Below are 15,635 nucleotides of genomic sequence, written 5' to 3' on the forward strand. Positions count from 1 at the left end.
ACTTTATTCAGCAGCGGTTACGGGGTGACGATTTTCAAATACCGCCACATCGCCAAGCCGTACCGTTAGTGGCAAGTTTACCAGACGACACAGTAGAACCAAAATGAAGAACGCAATCTTAAATTTTCAGTATCAGTATAGCCGACTTTTTAACATCGGACTCAATCGAAAGAAGTTTGATTGTATTTCGACACCGAATAAACTCTATTCGATGAATACCTCGAAAAATACATTCATTGCATTATTGTTTACGTTCTTTTCTTCCGGACTTTTGTTCTCAGGACTAATTGAGGCAATGAATGGCAAAAATGAAATAACCGTTGATTTTGTAATTGTCTTTTTTGTTATTCATTTTATTGTTGGACTAATAGGACTTCGGCAATTTTTATGGTTAATAAACGGGAGACAAGAAATGACTATTGAAAATGGAAGTTTAACACTAGCAAAAAGAGGGACATTCATAGTCAAACCCAAAGTCTATTCATTAGAAGTGGTGAAAAATATTAGACAAGCAACAGACGAAGACAGTTTATCATTGTTTGACAAAATCCAGCTCAATATTGGGCTAAATCGTAAAGTTCTGTTTGGACATATTGTCGGACAAATTCTATTTGACTATAATGGAAAAACAGTAAAAGTATTTAATGATTTAAACAAAAATGAGAGAATGACACTTATAAACGAAATGGAGAAATGGAAATAAAACCAGCCACTAACAGCACCTACCCAAAAGGCGGGGTTTCGTGTTCCAAAGACAGTTTTGTGGTTAATGGAAGTTTAGTTTTTCAAATCAAGTTTTGTGGTGAAGGTCCCGCCCTTCTTGTAGCTGCAAACCGTTACCTGCAAGCTACACGACCGAACTATGCAAGACAATCCTATTCAAATAGAAATCTACGACAAGCGACAAAAAATGTCGACAAGCATATACGTGCACAAAGTTTCAGACAATATTTTCCGTGCTGTTGAAAACGAACTATTCAATTGCCGTTTGACATTGGGAACTGAATTTGAAATTCGTATCAACAAAGACGGCAAGCATGAAATTATTAGAATTGTAAAGGACTCTGACTATATCACAAAACGCTTCTTCCTGACTTCTCAATTTAACCAATCGGAATATAGGCTATTGGGTGACGAAATAATAAAACAAGGTGGTTTTTGGCAAGTGGACTTTGGAGGTATCGCAACAGTCAATTTACCAAAAGACTGTAAAATCGACTTAGATGAAATCTTTAAGACTTTTGACTTCTATCCGACTTACATAGTTGATGAATAAAAGTGTTTTCAAAGATGCAAGGAACTCTACAATTTACCGCCCGCAGGTAACATTCGGTTTGGCAATATGGCGGGGCGACGAATATATTCGCAACTTTTTGTTCGCTAATTGGCTTTAGTTCCAGCCGACGAATAACGCCAAGCAATAGGATAAACAATGAACTTTTATTTATAAATTTAGCATCGGTTACGGGCTGACGATTTTCAAATATCGCCACATCGCCAAGCCGTGTCCGTTAGCTGTGCTTTAAAGCAAAATAGCCGCTGCTTCTGATGGTGCAGCGGCTGTTTTTTGTGTCTGCCCCGGCTCTACCCTTGGGCCTGAATGGCCGTCAACAGCACCGTGTTGTAGATGTCGTCCACGGTACAGCCACGACTCAGGTCGTTTACCGGCTTGTTTAACCCTTGCAGCATGGGCCCGATAGCCAACGCCCCGGTTTCGCGCTGGACGGCTTTGTAGGTGTTGTTGCCGGTGTTGAGGTCGGGGAAGATGAGCACACTGGCCTGGCCGGCTACGGGTGAGCCGGGCAGTTTCTGCTGGCCCACGGCGGGGTCGACGGCAGCATCGTACTGGATGGGGCCTTCCACGAGCAAATCGGGGCGGAGCTGGCGCACGAGCAGGGTGGCGGCGCGCACTTTGTCCACGTCGGCGCCTTCACCGGAGGTGCCCGAGGAGTAGGAGAGCATGGCCACCCGCGGCTCGATGCCGAAGCGCCGGCTGCTGTCGGCGGAGGAAATGGCAATTTCGGCCAGCTGCTCGGCCGTGGGGTTGGGGTTCACGGCACAGTCGCCGAACACGGCCACCCGATCCGGCAGGCACATAAAAAACACCGACGACACCACCGACACGCCCGGCTTGGTTTTGATGAACTGCAGCGCCGGCCGGATGGTGTGCTGCGTGGTGTGTACCGCCCCCGACACCATGCCGTCGGCCAGGCCTTTATACACCATCATCGAGCCGAAATACGACACGTCGGTCATCAGGTCGCGGGCCATTTCCAGGGTCACGCCCTTGCTGCGGCGCAGCGCAAACAGCGTTTCGGCGAAGTCCGGGAACAGCTCGGAGTGGGCCGGGTCCAGCAGCTGTACGCGCTGCGGGTCGAGGGGGCGGCCGAGGCGCTTGGCGGCGGCCAGAATCCGGGCCGGGTCGCCGAGGATGGTGAGGCGCACCACGTCCTGCTCCAGCAGGCGGGCCGCGGCGCGCAGAATCCGGTCGTCGTTGCCTTCGGGCAGCACAATGTGCTTGCGCTGGCTGCGCGCCCACTGCAGCAGCTGGTACTGAAACATGTGCGGCGTGAGGCCGCGGGGCGCAAACGTGCTGAGCTGCTCCAGCAGCCGCGCCGTATCGAGGTGGCGCTCAAAGGTCTGGATGGCCAGCCGGATCTTCTTGGCCTGCCCCGGCCCGATGCGCGCCTGAATGCCACCAATGCGGGTGGTGGTCTGGAACGTGCCCGACTCGACGAGCAAAATGGGCACGGCCACGGGCAGCCCCTCAATCAGGCGCAGCACCGATTCTTCGGGCCGGTAGCCGCTGGTGAGCACCAGCCCCGCCACGCGCGGGTAGTTGGCCGACATATTGGCCTGCAGGGCACTTAGAATGAGGTCGGCCCGGTCACCGGGCGTCACGATGAGCACGTTTTCTTCGAGGCGGCGCAGGAAGTTGGGCACCTGCATCGAGCCGTTGATGAAGTGGTCGACGGGGTTGGTGAGCTGGTCGGCCCCGAACAGCAGCTCGCCGCCCAGCTGGTCGTAGATTTCCTGCATGGTGGGGCTGCGCAGGGCCTGGTTTTCCGGTATCACGGCCAACTGGGTGGCGGGTGGCAGCTGGTCCTGGAGGCGGGCACGCACTTCGTCGGCCTGTTCGGGAGCCACGCGGTTGAGCACCAGCGCCAGCACCTGCACCTCACTGTCGAGGGCGTCGCGGCGGATGGAAAGGGCCATGTTCACCACCTGCTCCACGGTTTTGTCGAGGCCCGAAATCAGCAGAATAGTCGGAATGCTGAGGTTGCGGGCCACCTGCCAGTTGAGGTCCAGCTCCAGGGCCAGGCCGGTACCCACGAAGTCGGTGCCTTCCACCACCACGAAATCGTGGGCCGCTTCGAGCTGCTTGAAGCGGTGGATGATAGTGTCGAGCAGCTCCCCGACGCGGCCGGTTTCGGTCAGGTGCAGGGCTTCCTGGCCGGTGGTGGCAAAGGTGTCGGGGTAGGCCAGCGGCAGCTGGAAGTGCTGCAGCACGGTTTCAATGTGGGCATCGGGCCGGCCGTCGGCGAGCGGGGTGATGATGGGCTTGAAGTAGCCGACCCGCTGCGCCTGGCTCAGCAGCAGATGCACCAGGCCCAGCGTCACGACGGATTTGCCGCTGTAGGGCTCGGCGGTGGCAATGAAAACGGCTTTGCTCATGGGTCTTAGAATGTTTGGGCTTGCTTACGGCTGAGACGCAGGGTAGATGCGTAGTTTCCGGTCCGGCGGCTTTTTCCAGCCGTCGGGCCGGTCGCCGTGTGCACGACGCGGTCAGCCCGACGCAACTGTAGTAGTTCCGCTAACAGTGTGCGTTCCGGTCCGGCGGCTTTTTCCAGCCGTCGGGCCGGTCGTCGTGTGCACGATACCAAAACAGCCCGCCATCGGTGACACCGCCGAGGCAAACAACATCAGCTGGCGGCGACCGGCCCGACGGCTGGAAAAAGCCGCCGGACCGGGAGCATACCGATTGTTTGCCTCTGATGGCCCGCCATCGGTGACACCGCCGAGGTAAACAACATCAGCTGGCGGCGACCGGCCCGACGGCTGAAAAAAGCCGCCGGACCGGGGGGATATACCGCTAAGTCTTCCAGCCGGCTACGTAGTCGGTGGGTATCATGCCCTCTGCTTCCCGCCGAAATAACGCAGTTGTAGTTGGCAAATCCAGCAGCGCATGTGCTGTAGTCTGGTTACAGAGCGTGCCATTGCGCAGGCCGGCATAGTCGCGGTAGGAAGAGTAAGGCCAGTCTTCCAGTCGGCTTACCAGCCCGGCGCGCACCGGGTTTTGATGAATATAGTGGAAGCAGATGCGCAGATAATTTTCATTGGATTCCAGGGCCTGCGCTTTGGTTTTGGCTTGGAATAGCGCGCCGGTTCGCTGTCGGTCCCGGTTTACGCCCTGCGTGTAGGAGCTCAATGCCGTGCCAAGGGCGACGTTCAGCGGGTGCGTTGCCTGGGCGGTTGCTGATGGGCACAGCAGCAGATGAAAATGGTTTGGCATCAGGCAGTAGGCCAGCACCTGGGCGTGCGGCATAACCTGCTGGCGCAGCTTTCGAAGGAAATACAAATAATTGCCGGGCTCGAAGAATATCAGCTCCCGATTGTTGCCACGGCTATAGACGTGGTACGGCTGGTGCGGTACAAATTCCATAGCCGGAAGATAACCAGCGGCCCCGGTCCGGCGGCTTTTTTCAGCCGTCGGGCCGGTCGAAGTAAGCTGATGTTGTTTACCTCGGCGGGGCTATCAATGTCGAGTTACCAGCGTCGTTCATACGACGACCGGCCCGACGGCTGGAAAAAGCCGCCGGACCGGAGTACTACCGCACCATTATCAACTTCCGGCTCTCCGACATCCTAAGCGGGGAAATAGCGGGCATAGCAGCGGGAGCAGAAACAGGAGGATGCGCAAGCTCAGGATGACAACGATTTTACGTGGCTGAATACGCCTACGTCAGCATGCCGCCGTCAACCTGCAGCACCTGGCCGGTGATGTAGGCCGAGTCGTCGGAGGCCAGGAAGGCGGTGGCTTTGGCTACGTCTTCGGGGGTGCCGCCGCGGCGCAGCGGAATAGCTTTGCGCCACTCGTCTACCTGCTTGGGGTCGAGGGCATCGGTCATCTCGGTTTCGATGAAGCCGGGGGCAACGGCGTTGCAGCGGATGTTGCGCGAGCCCAGCTCCAGGGCCACCGACTTGGTGAAGCCGATGATGCCGGCCTTGGAGGCGGCGTAGTTGCTCTGGCCCGCGTTGCCTTTCACGCCCACCACCGAGCTCATGTTGATGATGGAGCCGGCTTTGGCGCGCATCATCGGCTTGGTGGCCGCTTTGGTGAGGTTGAATACCGATTTGAGGTTCACGGCCAGCACCTGGTCCCACTGGTTTTCGCTCATGCGCATCAGCAGCCCATCCTGGGTGATGCCGGCGTTGTTGACCAGAATATCCAGCCGGCCGAACTCGGCTACTACGTCTTCCACCAGCTTTTCGGCCTGGGCGTAGTCGGCGGCGTCGGAGCGGAAGCCTTTTACCTTGGTGCCGTGGGCGGCCAGCTCCTGTTCCAGCGCCTCGCCTTTTTCCACGCTGGAAAGGTAGGTGAAGGCTACGTTGGCCCCGAGCTGGGCGAAATGCACCGCAATGGCGCGGCCGATTCCTTTGGAAGCACCCGTGATGAGGGCCGTTTTTCCGTCGAGCAGTTTTGTCATGGGGCGAAGATAGGTTTTTTGGTTTTTGGTGGGTGGTTTTTGGTTTTTAGACCCATCCGCGCTCTGCGTTCCCCGGCGCAACCTCCGCGCACCTCTGCGGGAAATGACGGCTGGTTTATAGAAGTTGTTTTGGTTTTTTGCGCCTGAAGCCGCGTTAAAGACTGAATGCCGCCGACAAGTCCCCATCTTCGTTGCCGGTTACCGGCATAGACAGAAGCCAAAAACCAAAAACGACCAACCAAAAACCAGTCAGTGGAAGTCGATATCTGTATTCTGGGGGCCGGACCGGGCGGGGCCACGGCGGCGCTGCACCTGGCCAATGCCGGCCACCGCTGCCTGCTGCTCGACCGCGCCACCTTCCCCCGCGACAAAGTGTGCGGCGATGCCCTGAGTGGCAAAGTCATCAACGAGCTGCGCCGCATCGGGGCCGACATGCCCGCCCGGCTGAATGCCGCGCCCACGCAGGTGCCCAGCTGGGGCATCGATTTTTTCGCACCCAACGGCCGCCGCCTCGCCATTCCCTTCAGGCCCGACTTCGACAAAACCCGGGATGCCGCCGCCGGCCACATCGCCAAGCGCATCGACTTCGACGATTTCCTGGTGCAGGAAGTGCGCTGCCGTCCCGAAATCGACTTCCGCGAAGGTATCGACATCACCCAGCATGAGCGGCTGCCCGACGGCCGCTGGCGGCTGCGCACGGCGGATGGCACCGAAGTAGCCACGGCCGGAATCCTGCTGGTAGCCAACGGCGCCCAGTCGGCCTTTGCCCGGCAGATTGCCGGCCACGCCTTGGAACCCGACCACCACTGCGCCGGCCTGCGGGCCTACTACGACGGCGTGACGGGCCTGAGCCCCGACAACTTTATCGAGCTGCACTTCATCAAGGACTTTTTGCCCGGCTACCTGTGGGTGTTTCCGCTGCCCAACGGTCAGGCCAACGTGGGCGTGGGCATGCTGACCAGGGCCGTGTCGGCGAAGAAGGTGAACCTGCGGGAGCGGCTGGCCGACATGCTGGCCACTCACCCGGCTCTGAAAGAGCGGTTTGCCGGCGCTACCCGGCTGGGCCCCGTGCGCGGCTTCGGCCTGCCGCTGGGCTCCAAGCGCCGCTCCCTATCCGGCGAAGCGTATCTGCTGCTCGGCGACGCGGGCTCCCTCATCGACCCCTTCAGCGGCGAAGGCATCAGCCACGCCATGGTCTCGGGCCGCCATGCCGCCGACTGGGCCGCGCAGGCCGTGGCGGCCCACGATTTCTCGCCCGTTTTCCTGAAGCAGTACGACGCGGCCGTGTACCGGCGGCTGGGCCAGGAGCTGCGCCTGAGTCGGGCCATGCAGCGCCTGCTGAACTTCCCCACGCTGTTCAACTTCATTGCCAACCGCGCCGTCAACAACCCCACCCTGGCCGAAACCCTGTCCAGCATGTTCATGGACCTGGATATGCGCGAGCGGCTCCGTCAGCCCAGCTTTTACGTCAAGCTGCTGTTTGGGGGGAAATAAAGCCGGTCATTGCGAGCATTCTGCGCATAAAGCAGAGCCGAAGCAATGACCGGCTAACTGAATAACCGGTTACTTGTCTCCGGCGTAGCGGCGCAGGCTTTTGGCGGCTTCGGGGTTCAGCCTGGCCGCTTTTTCCAGGTCGGGGCGGGCGAGCTTGGGCTTGTTGATGGAAGAGTAGCAGATACCGCGGTACTCGAACGCATCGGCATACACCGAGTCGATGACAATGGCCTTGGTGAAATCGGGAATGGCGCTGCTGAAGTTGAACATCTGCATCTTCGCCGCCCCGCGCCCAAAGAAAGCTTCTTTATCGGTGGGGTTGTACTTCAAGGACTTGGAAAAGTCGCTGATGGCGGGCGGGTACTCCTTCAGCTTCAGGCGCGTCAGGCCGCGGTTATAGTAGGCCTCGGCATTGGTTGGCTTGATGCGCAGCAACGTGTTGTAGTCAACAATAGCTTCTTTATAATCCTTAAGGTGACTTTTGGCCTTGGCCCGTACGAGCAGCGCATTCACGTTGCGCGGAGCCGCCTGGAGCATCGCGTCTGCCGCCCGGATTTCGGCTTTGTAGTCGGCGTTGCTTTTGCGGGCGGCGGGTTCCACTACTGCTGGTACCGTCGAAACAGGGGAAGGAGGAACGGGAGTCGTAGCCGTGGGCGTAGCGGTGCCGACCGGGGCCGGAGTCGGACTGGCAGGCATTGCAGCGGGCGTACTGGCCACCGCCCGGCGGGAACCGGGACTGTCTTTCTCCACCGTAGTTGCACATTGGGTGGTAACCAGGAGCAAAACCGCGCCAGCCAGTAAGCGAGTGGTAAACAGGTTATTCATCGGGATAACGTGCAGAAAGTCAGAGGGAAGGTGAAGGATAACAGCCGCTGGTATGGTCAGGCACCGCCGGTCAGCGTGTAAGACGTGAAGCGCCCCGGAGAGTTGCCCCGGGCATAAAAAAAGCTTCCCGACCAAAACGGCCGGGAAGCTAAGTAATTCAGGATGGGCAAGCTATTTATCGGTGCGGTAGCGCTTCAGGGTTTTAGCCGCCGCCGGTTTAAGCTCCGCCGCTCTTTCCAGATCCGGCATGGCGCGTTTTTCCTGGTTGGATTCTGAATAGCAGATGCCCCGGTACTCATACGCTTCGGCATTGTTGGCGTCGAGCTGGATGAGCTGGCTGAAATCGGTGATGGCGGACTTGTAGTTCAGCAGCTGCATTTTCGCCACGCCCCGGTAGAGCAGACTGGCCTGGTGCGTGGGGCTGAGCCGGAGGGCTTTGGTGAAATCGGCAATGGCGCGGGCAAGCTGGTCGTCGTGCAGCTGGGTCATGCCGCGCTCAAAGTAAAGTCCGGCGTTGGTCGGCTGCATTCTAATCAGGGTGGAATAATCCGCTACTGCATCCTGGTAGTCCTTCAAAGCGGCAGCAGCCTGAGCTCGCTTTAACAGTGCTTCCGCATCGCGCGGGTTGGCTTTCAGCGTTTCTTTGGCCACCCGCAGCTGGGCTTTATACTCGCTACGGGAGAGAACCCGGGCGGCGGCCGGGGCGGCCGAGTTACTCTCGGAGCCCGCCGCAACTACCGCAGACGCCGTCGGATCAGTAAGGGTTTGCTGGGCGTGGGCAACCGACAGGGTTAGCGCACCGCAAAGGAGTAAAGCGCAAAGATTTTTCATAACCGATGGGGGTAAATACGGGTTGGAAATAGCAGAAAGCCGGGGCCGGAAATCTGATTACAGCAGGTGGAGCGAAACTTTGGCCTGGAGCCGGAAGATGGATTCGGTGCTTATCTTTACCCATTCAAACCGGAATAACTCAGGCCTACCATCTCAGCTTACTTTGACTCAGCCAAGAATAAATTGAATTTTTGGTTTAGCAAAGGATGAAAAAATCCAACAAAAACACAAATTTAATATGGCATCGCAATTCGATCTGGTCGTAATTGGCAGCGGCCCCGGGGGCTACGTAGCTGCAATCCGGGCTTCCCAGCTTGGACTGAAAGTAGGGGTGGTCGAGCGGGAGTCGCTCGGTGGCATCTGCCTCAACTGGGGCTGTATCCCGACCAAAGCCCTGCTCAAAAGTGCCCAGGTGTACGAATACCTCCAGCACGCCCAGGACTACGGCCTGAAAGCCGGGGAGCTGAGCTTCGACTTCACGGCCGTGGTGAAGCGCAGCCGCGGCGTAGCCGATGGCATGAGCAAGGGCATCAACTTCCTGTTCAAGAAAAATAAGATTGAAACCGTCCTCGGTACCGGCAAGCTGTTGGCCCCCGGCCAGGTGGAAGTAACCCGGGCCGACGGCACCAAGGAAACCGTCGAGGCCAAGCACATCATCCTGGCTACCGGAACCCGCTCGCGCGAGCTGCCCAACCTGCCCATCGACGACGTGAAAATCATCGGCTACCGCAAAGCCATGACCATGGAGAGCCTGCCCAAGCGCATGGTGATAGTCGGCTCGGGGGCTATCGGCGTCGAGTTTGCCTATTTCTACCGCACCATGGGCACCGAGGTCACCATCGTGGAGTTCCTGCCCCGCATCGTGCCGGTAGAGGACGAGGAAGTGTCGCGGCAGATGGAGAAGTCGTTCCGGAAAATCGGCATCAACATCCTCACCAGCGCCGAGGTAACCAGCGTGGACACGGCCGGCGACGGCTGCAAGGTGACCGTGAAAACGGCCAAAGGCGACCAGCAGATCGATTGCGACGTGGTGCTGAGCGCCGTGGGCGTGACCCCCAACCTCGAAAACCTGGGCCTCGAAGAGCTGGGTATCAAGGTGGAGAAGGGACGGCTGGTGGTCGATGATTTCTACCAGACCAACGTACCCGGCATCTACGCCATCGGTGATATTGTGCCCGGCCCGGCGCTGGCCCACGTGGCCTCGGCCGAGGGTATTATCTGCGTCGAGCAGATTACGGGCCACCACCCCGAGCCGCTGAACTACCAGAACATTCCCGGCTGTACCTACGCCCAGCCCGAAATTGCCTCGGTGGGCCTCACCGAAGCTGAAGCCAAAAAACAGGGTTACGACGTACTGGTGGGCAAGTTTCCCTTCTCGGCCTCCGGCAAAGCTTCCGCCGCCGGCACCAAGGATGGCTTCGTGAAAGTCATCTTCGACAAGAAGTACGGCGAGTGGCTCGGCGCCCACATGATCGGGGCCAACGTGACGGAAATGATTGCCGAGGTAGTCGTGGCCCGCAAGCTCGAAACCACCGGCCACGAAATCATCAAGTCCGTGCACCCGCACCCGACCATGTCGGAAGCCATTATGGAAGCCGCCGCCGCGGCCTACGGGGAGGTGATTCACCTGTAAGGTTTTTCAACTGCCAACCGATAAAAGCAAGGCCCGCTGCATCCGCAGCGGGCCTTGCTTTTATCGGTTGGCATGGCTCATATAGTGAGAAGAAGTAGCTGAGCTTCGGGCAAGCCGCAGCGCGGCGACAGGTTGGTAGAATACACCGCTTGCTCAATGTAACATAGGCGGTTTCCGGCAACGTTGAGAATGTTTTTTGAGGCCGCAACCGACCAAATGCTTAACGCCCGTAGGGATTTCCAGGCCCCCTCAATCCTGCACCGGCTCCAGGGGCACGGCAGCAGCCGGGGCCCCTTTCGGCTTGCGGCTCACCAGCCACACACCCGCGAAAATCAGCAGGGCCTGCCCGGCGCGGGCCGGGGTGAAGTGGTCTTTGCCCAAAGCCACGGCAATGATGACCGCCAGCACCGGCTGCAGGTAGATGTAGACGCCCAGCAGGGCCGGGGAAGCATACTTCAGCGCCCAGTTGTTGAGCAGGTAGGCCAGAATGGTGAGGCAGACCACCATGTACACGATTTCGGCCCAGATGTAAGTCGGGAAGCCGGCGTAGTTCGTGGCCAGGGTTTCGCGCCAGCCGAAGGGTACGGCCACGAATGTCCCCACCAGGAAGATGCGGGCCAGCACCGTGAACGGGTGGTACTTGCGCATCAGCGGCGTGACCAGCACCAGGTACACGCCAAAGGCGGTGGCATTGAGCAGAATGAGGATGTTGCCCAGCGTTGCGTTGGGATAAGCAATACCGCCCGCGTCGCGGCTGAGAATAATGGTGGCCGCCCCCACGGCCCCCACGCCAATGCCCAGCACCCGCATCAGGGTTATTTTCTCGCCCAGCAGCACCGCCGAGGCCAGCACCACCACGATAGGCGCAATTGTCTGGAGTAGGGACGCATTGATGGGGGAGGTGTAGTTCAGCCCCGAGAAAAACAGCAGCTGGTTCACCCCGATTCCGGTGATGCCGCAGATGATGGCCCGCACGTTATCGGCGCGGCCGATAAGGCGGTCCTGGGGCGCTACCAACCGGCTGACTACCCCAAAAAACAGGGCCGCCCCCACAATCCGCAGCGTCACGATACCGAAAGGACCCATGTACGCGGGCATCACATCCTTCGATAAGCTATAGTTGGCCGCGTAGATAAGTGATACCAGAAACAAGGCGGCATGCACTTTAAGGGAATTCTTCATCAGCGGCAAAGGTAGCAGCCCGGGGGCAGGACCACGAACGGCGCGACCGGCGGAAGCGTTACGGACCGCAGCCGGACCGGCCCCGTAGTGTTCGGGCCGCCGTACCTTTACCGTTCTATCCTGACTTTCCCCATGGCTACCGGCTCCCTGTTCGACGACCCTGAATCTGCGCCCAGCGCGCTGCTGACTACCCGCCCCGGCGCGCCGCTGGCCGAGCGTCGCCGTCCCCGCACCCTCGACGAGTATGCCGGGCAGCAGCACCTCATCGGCCCCGCGGGCGTACTGCGGCGCTACCTCAATGCCGGTCGTTTGCCCTCCCTCATTCTGTGGGGGCCGCCCGGCGTGGGCAAAACCACCCTGGCCCACCTGCTGGCCAATGAGCTGAAACAGCCCTTCGCCGCCCTCAGCGCCGTGAATGCGGGCGTGAAGGACGTGCGCGAAGTCATTGAGCGGGCCAAAAAACAGCGGGGCACGGTGCTGTTCATCGACGAAATTCACCGCTTCAGCAAAAGCCAGCAGGATGCCCTGCTCGGGGCCGTGGAGCAGGGCATCGTTACCCTCATCGGGGCTACCACCGAAAACCCCTCGTTTGAGGTGATTCCGGCCGTGCTGAGCCGGGCCCAGGTGTACGTGCTGGAGCCGCTGAGCAAGGAGGTGTTGACTGAGCTCGTCGATAAAGCGCTGGCCGAAGACGAGGTGCTCAGGCTGAAAAAAGTGCGCATGCAGGACTACGGGGCCCTGCTCACCATCTCGGGCGGCGACGCCCGCAAGCTGCTCAACCTGCTCGAAATCGTGGTCGAATCGGCGGCCCCGGAGGCTGAAACGGGCGCAGTGGTGGTGACCGACGAGCTGGTGCAGCAGCTGGCCCAGCAGCACCTGGCGCGCTACGACAAGGGGGGCGAAATGCACTACGACGTCGTCTCCGCCTTTATCAAGAGCATCCGCGGCTCCGACCCCAACGCGGCGCTCTACTACCTGGCCGTGATGCTGGAGGGTGGCGAAGACCCCAAGTTCATTGCCCGCCGCCTGCTTATTCTGGCTTCCGAAGACGTAGGCCTGGCCAACCCCAACGCCCTGATGCTGGCCCAGAGCTGCTTTCAGGCCGTCACCGTCATCGGCATGCCCGAGGGCGACATTATTCTGGGGCAGACGGTGGTGTACCTGGCTACCTCGCCCAAGAGCAACGCGTCTTACAAAGCCATCCGCGAAGCCCGGGCCCTGGTGCGGCAGCAGGGCGTGCAGTCGGTGCCCATTCCGCTGCGCAACGCGCCCACTCAGCTCATGAAGCAGCTCGGCTACGGCGACCAGTACCAGTACTCCCACGACTACGACGGCAGCTTCGCGGCGCAGGAATTTATGCCCGACACCCTGAGCGGCAAGCGCTTCTACGAACCGGGGCACAACCCGGCGGAAGCCAAAATTCAGGAGCGTCTCAAGCAGTGGTGGGGCCCGAAGTACGGCTACTAATCACTGATTGTCGCTGACAAGGCGCGGATGCCGCGGATGCAAACGGCGCAAAAGCCTGGCAAGACCCTGGCGGAAGGCTACTGGCGGAAGTCTTACAATGGCGCGCAGCGCAATAGGACTTCCAGCCGCCGACACGCGGTCAGTCTCCAGACTGACCAGACCGAATCAGACTGACCAGACTGACCAAACCAGACGGACAGCTTCTAAGCGAGTAGTTGGCCGCCTGGTTTCGCAGGTCTGGCGAATTGCCGCCTGTTTGGGGCGGCAAGTTTCGCCGGCCGGCCGGCAACGATTGTCGTTCTGCTTGGGGAACTCCACCGTTTGCCCGGCTGAATGTAGTGCAATGCCCGGATGGGAAGCCGCCCCGGCGTAAAAAGTCAGGCCAACTAACAAATCAGGCAGCCTGAATCAATAACTTGCCGTCTGATAGTTGTTCCAGGTAAAGTAAACCAGTGTCCGCGCCGTCTGCATCAGCGGCAGTCATGCCTAATCAGCGCAAATCAGCGATTTATGAGACAGTTTTTAAAATTCGTGCTGGCTACGCTCGTCGGGCTGGTACTTTTCGGGGTGGTATCGGTGCTGGTACTGCTCGGGCTGACCGCGGCCGCCATCAGCTCCGACAGCTCAGTGACGGTAGCCCAGAATTCGGTGCTGGAGATTAAGCTCGAAAAGCCCGTGGCGGAGCGCGAAAGCCGCGAGTCGCTGGGCGCGCTCTTCAGCAGCCAGGCCGATAACATCGGGCTCGACCAGATCAAGGCCACCATCAGGCGGGCCAAAAGCGACGGGGACATCAAAGGTATTTTCCTGAACGTGGAGCTGGTGCAGGCCGGCCGCGCCTCGCTGGAAGAAATCCGGGATGCCCTGCTCGACTTCAAAAAATCCGGCAAGTTCATCGTGTCCTACGCCGATGCGCAGTCGGAAGGCAGCTACTACCTGGCCTCGGTGGCCGACCGCATCTACCTCAATCCGCAGGGCACGGTGGAGTTCAACGGGGCCAGCTCGGAGACGATGTACTACAAAAACCTGTTTGAGAAGGCCGGCATCGACGCCCAGATCTTCCGGGTGGGCTCGTTCAAGAGTGCCGTGGAGCCCTTCTTTCGCGAGAACATGTCGGATTCAGCCCGTCTTCAGACGTCCTCTTTCCTGAACTCGCTCAACGACTTTATGCTGGCCCGGGTGGCCGCCTCCCGGAAGATTGCCCCGGCCCGCCTGAAAGTCATCAACGACTCTACCCTGGTCCACAACGCCGCCGACGCCAGGCGCTACGGCCTCGTCACGAACCTGGGCTACTACGATCAGGCCCTCGATTTTATGAAGGGTAAAGTTGGCGTGGCCCGGGATAAAAAGCTCAGCCTGCTCAGCCTCAGCGACTACGAGAAATCGGACGACGACGAAGGCAGCACCAGCGGCAACCGCATTGCCGTGGTCTACGCCGAAGGCGACATCGTGACGGGCAAGGGCAGCAACAGCAGTATTGGCAGCACCCGCTTTGCCGAGGCGCTGCGCCAGGCCCGCCTCGACGACAAGGTGAAAGCCGTGGTACTGCGCGTGAACTCGCCCGGGGGCTCGTCGCTGGCCTCCGACATTATCTACCGCGAAGTGACGCTGACCAAGAAGGTGAAGCCCATCATCTGCTCCATGTCGGACGTGGCGGCTTCGGGTGGCTACATGATTGCCATGGCCTGCGACACCATCGTGGCCCAGCCCAGCACCATCACCGGCAGCATCGGCGTGTTTGGCGTGCTGCCCAATATCGAGCCGTTGCTGCGCGACAAGCTGGGCATCACCACCGACCGGGTGAACACGGGCAAGTTTTCCGACTTCCCCACCATCACCCGCCCGCTGTCGGCCTTCGAGAAGCAGCAGTTCCAGAACGAGGTAAACCGCATCTACGCCGACTTCACCACCAAAGCCGCGAAGGGCCGCCACATGCCCGTGGAGCAGCTGCGCCGTTTCGCCTCGGGCCGGGTCTGGTCGGGCGCCGAAGCCAAGGAGCGCGGGCTGGTCGACGTGCTGGGCTCATTCGATGACGCCATGCGCATTGCCGCCCGCCGGGCCAACCTGAAAGAAGACGACTACCGGATTCAGCGCCTGCCGCGCCAGAAGGGCATGCTGGAGAACCTGTTCAGCGGCTTCAGCGCCGAAGCCCGCCTGCGTCTCGTGCAGCAGGAGCTGGGTCCGCTCTACCCGATGTACGAGCAGTACAAGAAGCTTTCGACTATGCAGGGCGTGCAGGCCCGGCTGCCATTCGAAATGACAATCCGGTAGTCTAATGTGCTAATGTGGTAATGCGGTAATGTGCTGATGGGGTAATGCGGTAATGCGGTAATACGGTAATACGGTAATACGGTGATGCGGTAATCAGGCAAAAAGATGTGTCTGCATCGGCACGCTGGCACATTACCGCATCAGCACATTGGCACATTACCGCATCAGCACATTACCGCATCAGCACATCAGCACATTCCTCCATTACCGCATTACCGCATCAGCAC

The 15,635-nt window shown here is 59.3% G+C and carries 12 protein-coding genes; 6 read left to right on the forward strand and 6 right to left on the reverse strand.

What is annotated here, in order from left to right:
* Positions 1 to 211 precede the first annotated feature (211 nt).
* Both ABD833_RS07635 and ABD833_RS07640 read left to right on the forward strand, forming a co-directional pair.
* A complete protein-coding gene (locus ABD833_RS07635) occupies positions 212 to 703 on the forward strand; it encodes a hypothetical protein (RefSeq protein WP_345072089.1) in 492 nt (163 codons plus the stop codon).
* A 159-nt stretch (positions 704 to 862) separates the two neighbouring features.
* Entirely contained in the window at positions 863 to 1,276 is a 414-nt protein-coding gene (locus tag ABD833_RS07640; RefSeq protein ID WP_345072090.1) for a hypothetical protein, read from the forward strand.
* A gap of 308 nt (positions 1,277 to 1,584) precedes the next feature.
* Here ABD833_RS07640 and pta read toward each other — a convergent pair whose 3' ends face one another.
* The 3 genes from pta to fabG form a co-directional block, all read right to left on the reverse strand.
* Positions 1,585 to 3,675, reverse strand: coding sequence for a phosphate acetyltransferase (gene pta / locus ABD833_RS07645; RefSeq protein WP_345072092.1), 2,091 nt, complete (start codon positions 3,673 to 3,675; stop codon positions 1,585 to 1,587).
* A gap of 418 nt (positions 3,676 to 4,093) precedes the next feature.
* Positions 4,094 to 4,663, reverse strand: coding sequence for a transposase (locus tag ABD833_RS07650; protein ID WP_345072094.1), 570 nt, complete (start codon positions 4,661 to 4,663; stop codon positions 4,094 to 4,096).
* Between the two features lie 295 nt (positions 4,664 to 4,958).
* Positions 4,959 to 5,708 carry a 3-oxoacyl-[acyl-carrier-protein] reductase gene (gene fabG / locus ABD833_RS07655; protein ID WP_345072095.1) on the reverse strand — a complete coding sequence of 250 codons (750 nt, stop codon included), beginning with the start codon at positions 5,706 to 5,708 and terminating at the stop codon, positions 4,959 to 4,961.
* A gap of 252 nt (positions 5,709 to 5,960) precedes the next feature.
* Here fabG and ABD833_RS07660 point away from each other — a divergent pair, with 252 nt between their 5' ends.
* Positions 5,961 to 7,202, forward strand: a complete 1,242-nt coding sequence (locus tag ABD833_RS07660; RefSeq protein ID WP_345072096.1) for a geranylgeranyl reductase family protein — start codon at positions 5,961 to 5,963, stop codon at positions 7,200 to 7,202.
* 69 nt (positions 7,203 to 7,271) lie between these two features.
* On the opposite strand, the gene ABD833_RS07665 is transcribed toward ABD833_RS07660, so the two are convergent.
* Positions 7,272 to 8,027 carry a tetratricopeptide repeat protein gene (locus tag ABD833_RS07665; protein WP_345072097.1) on the reverse strand — a complete coding sequence of 252 codons (756 nt, stop codon included), beginning with the start codon at positions 8,025 to 8,027 and terminating at the stop codon, positions 7,272 to 7,274.
* A gap of 171 nt (positions 8,028 to 8,198) precedes the next feature.
* Complete coding sequence (locus ABD833_RS07670; protein WP_345072099.1) at positions 8,199 to 8,858, reverse strand: tetratricopeptide repeat protein; 660 nt, start codon at positions 8,856 to 8,858, stop codon at positions 8,199 to 8,201.
* A gap of 238 nt (positions 8,859 to 9,096) precedes the next feature.
* Here ABD833_RS07670 and lpdA point away from each other — a divergent pair, with 238 nt between their 5' ends.
* Positions 9,097 to 10,491, forward strand: coding sequence for a dihydrolipoyl dehydrogenase (gene lpdA / locus ABD833_RS07675; protein WP_345072100.1), 1,395 nt, complete (start codon positions 9,097 to 9,099; stop codon positions 10,489 to 10,491).
* Between the two features lie 249 nt (positions 10,492 to 10,740).
* On the opposite strand, the gene ABD833_RS07680 is transcribed toward lpdA, so the two are convergent.
* A complete protein-coding gene (locus tag ABD833_RS07680; protein WP_345072101.1) occupies positions 10,741 to 11,673 on the reverse strand; it encodes a DMT family transporter in 933 nt (310 codons plus the stop codon).
* A gap of 132 nt (positions 11,674 to 11,805) precedes the next feature.
* Here ABD833_RS07680 and ABD833_RS07685 point away from each other — a divergent pair, with 132 nt between their 5' ends.
* Both ABD833_RS07685 and sppA read left to right on the forward strand, forming a co-directional pair.
* The gene (locus tag ABD833_RS07685; RefSeq protein ID WP_345072103.1) at positions 11,806 to 13,140 is read left to right on the forward strand and encodes a replication-associated recombination protein A; all 1,335 of its coding nucleotides are present in this window, start codon (positions 11,806 to 11,808) and stop codon (positions 13,138 to 13,140) included.
* A gap of 510 nt (positions 13,141 to 13,650) precedes the next feature.
* The gene (gene sppA, locus ABD833_RS07690) at positions 13,651 to 15,408 is read left to right on the forward strand and encodes a signal peptide peptidase SppA (RefSeq protein WP_345072104.1); all 1,758 of its coding nucleotides are present in this window, start codon (positions 13,651 to 13,653) and stop codon (positions 15,406 to 15,408) included.
* Positions 15,409 to 15,635: the final 227 nt, after the last annotated feature.

The organism is Hymenobacter fastidiosus, assembly GCF_039539565.1.
In the GTDB taxonomy this organism is placed as follows: Bacteria; Bacteroidota; Bacteroidia; order Cytophagales; family Hymenobacteraceae; genus Hymenobacter; species Hymenobacter fastidiosus.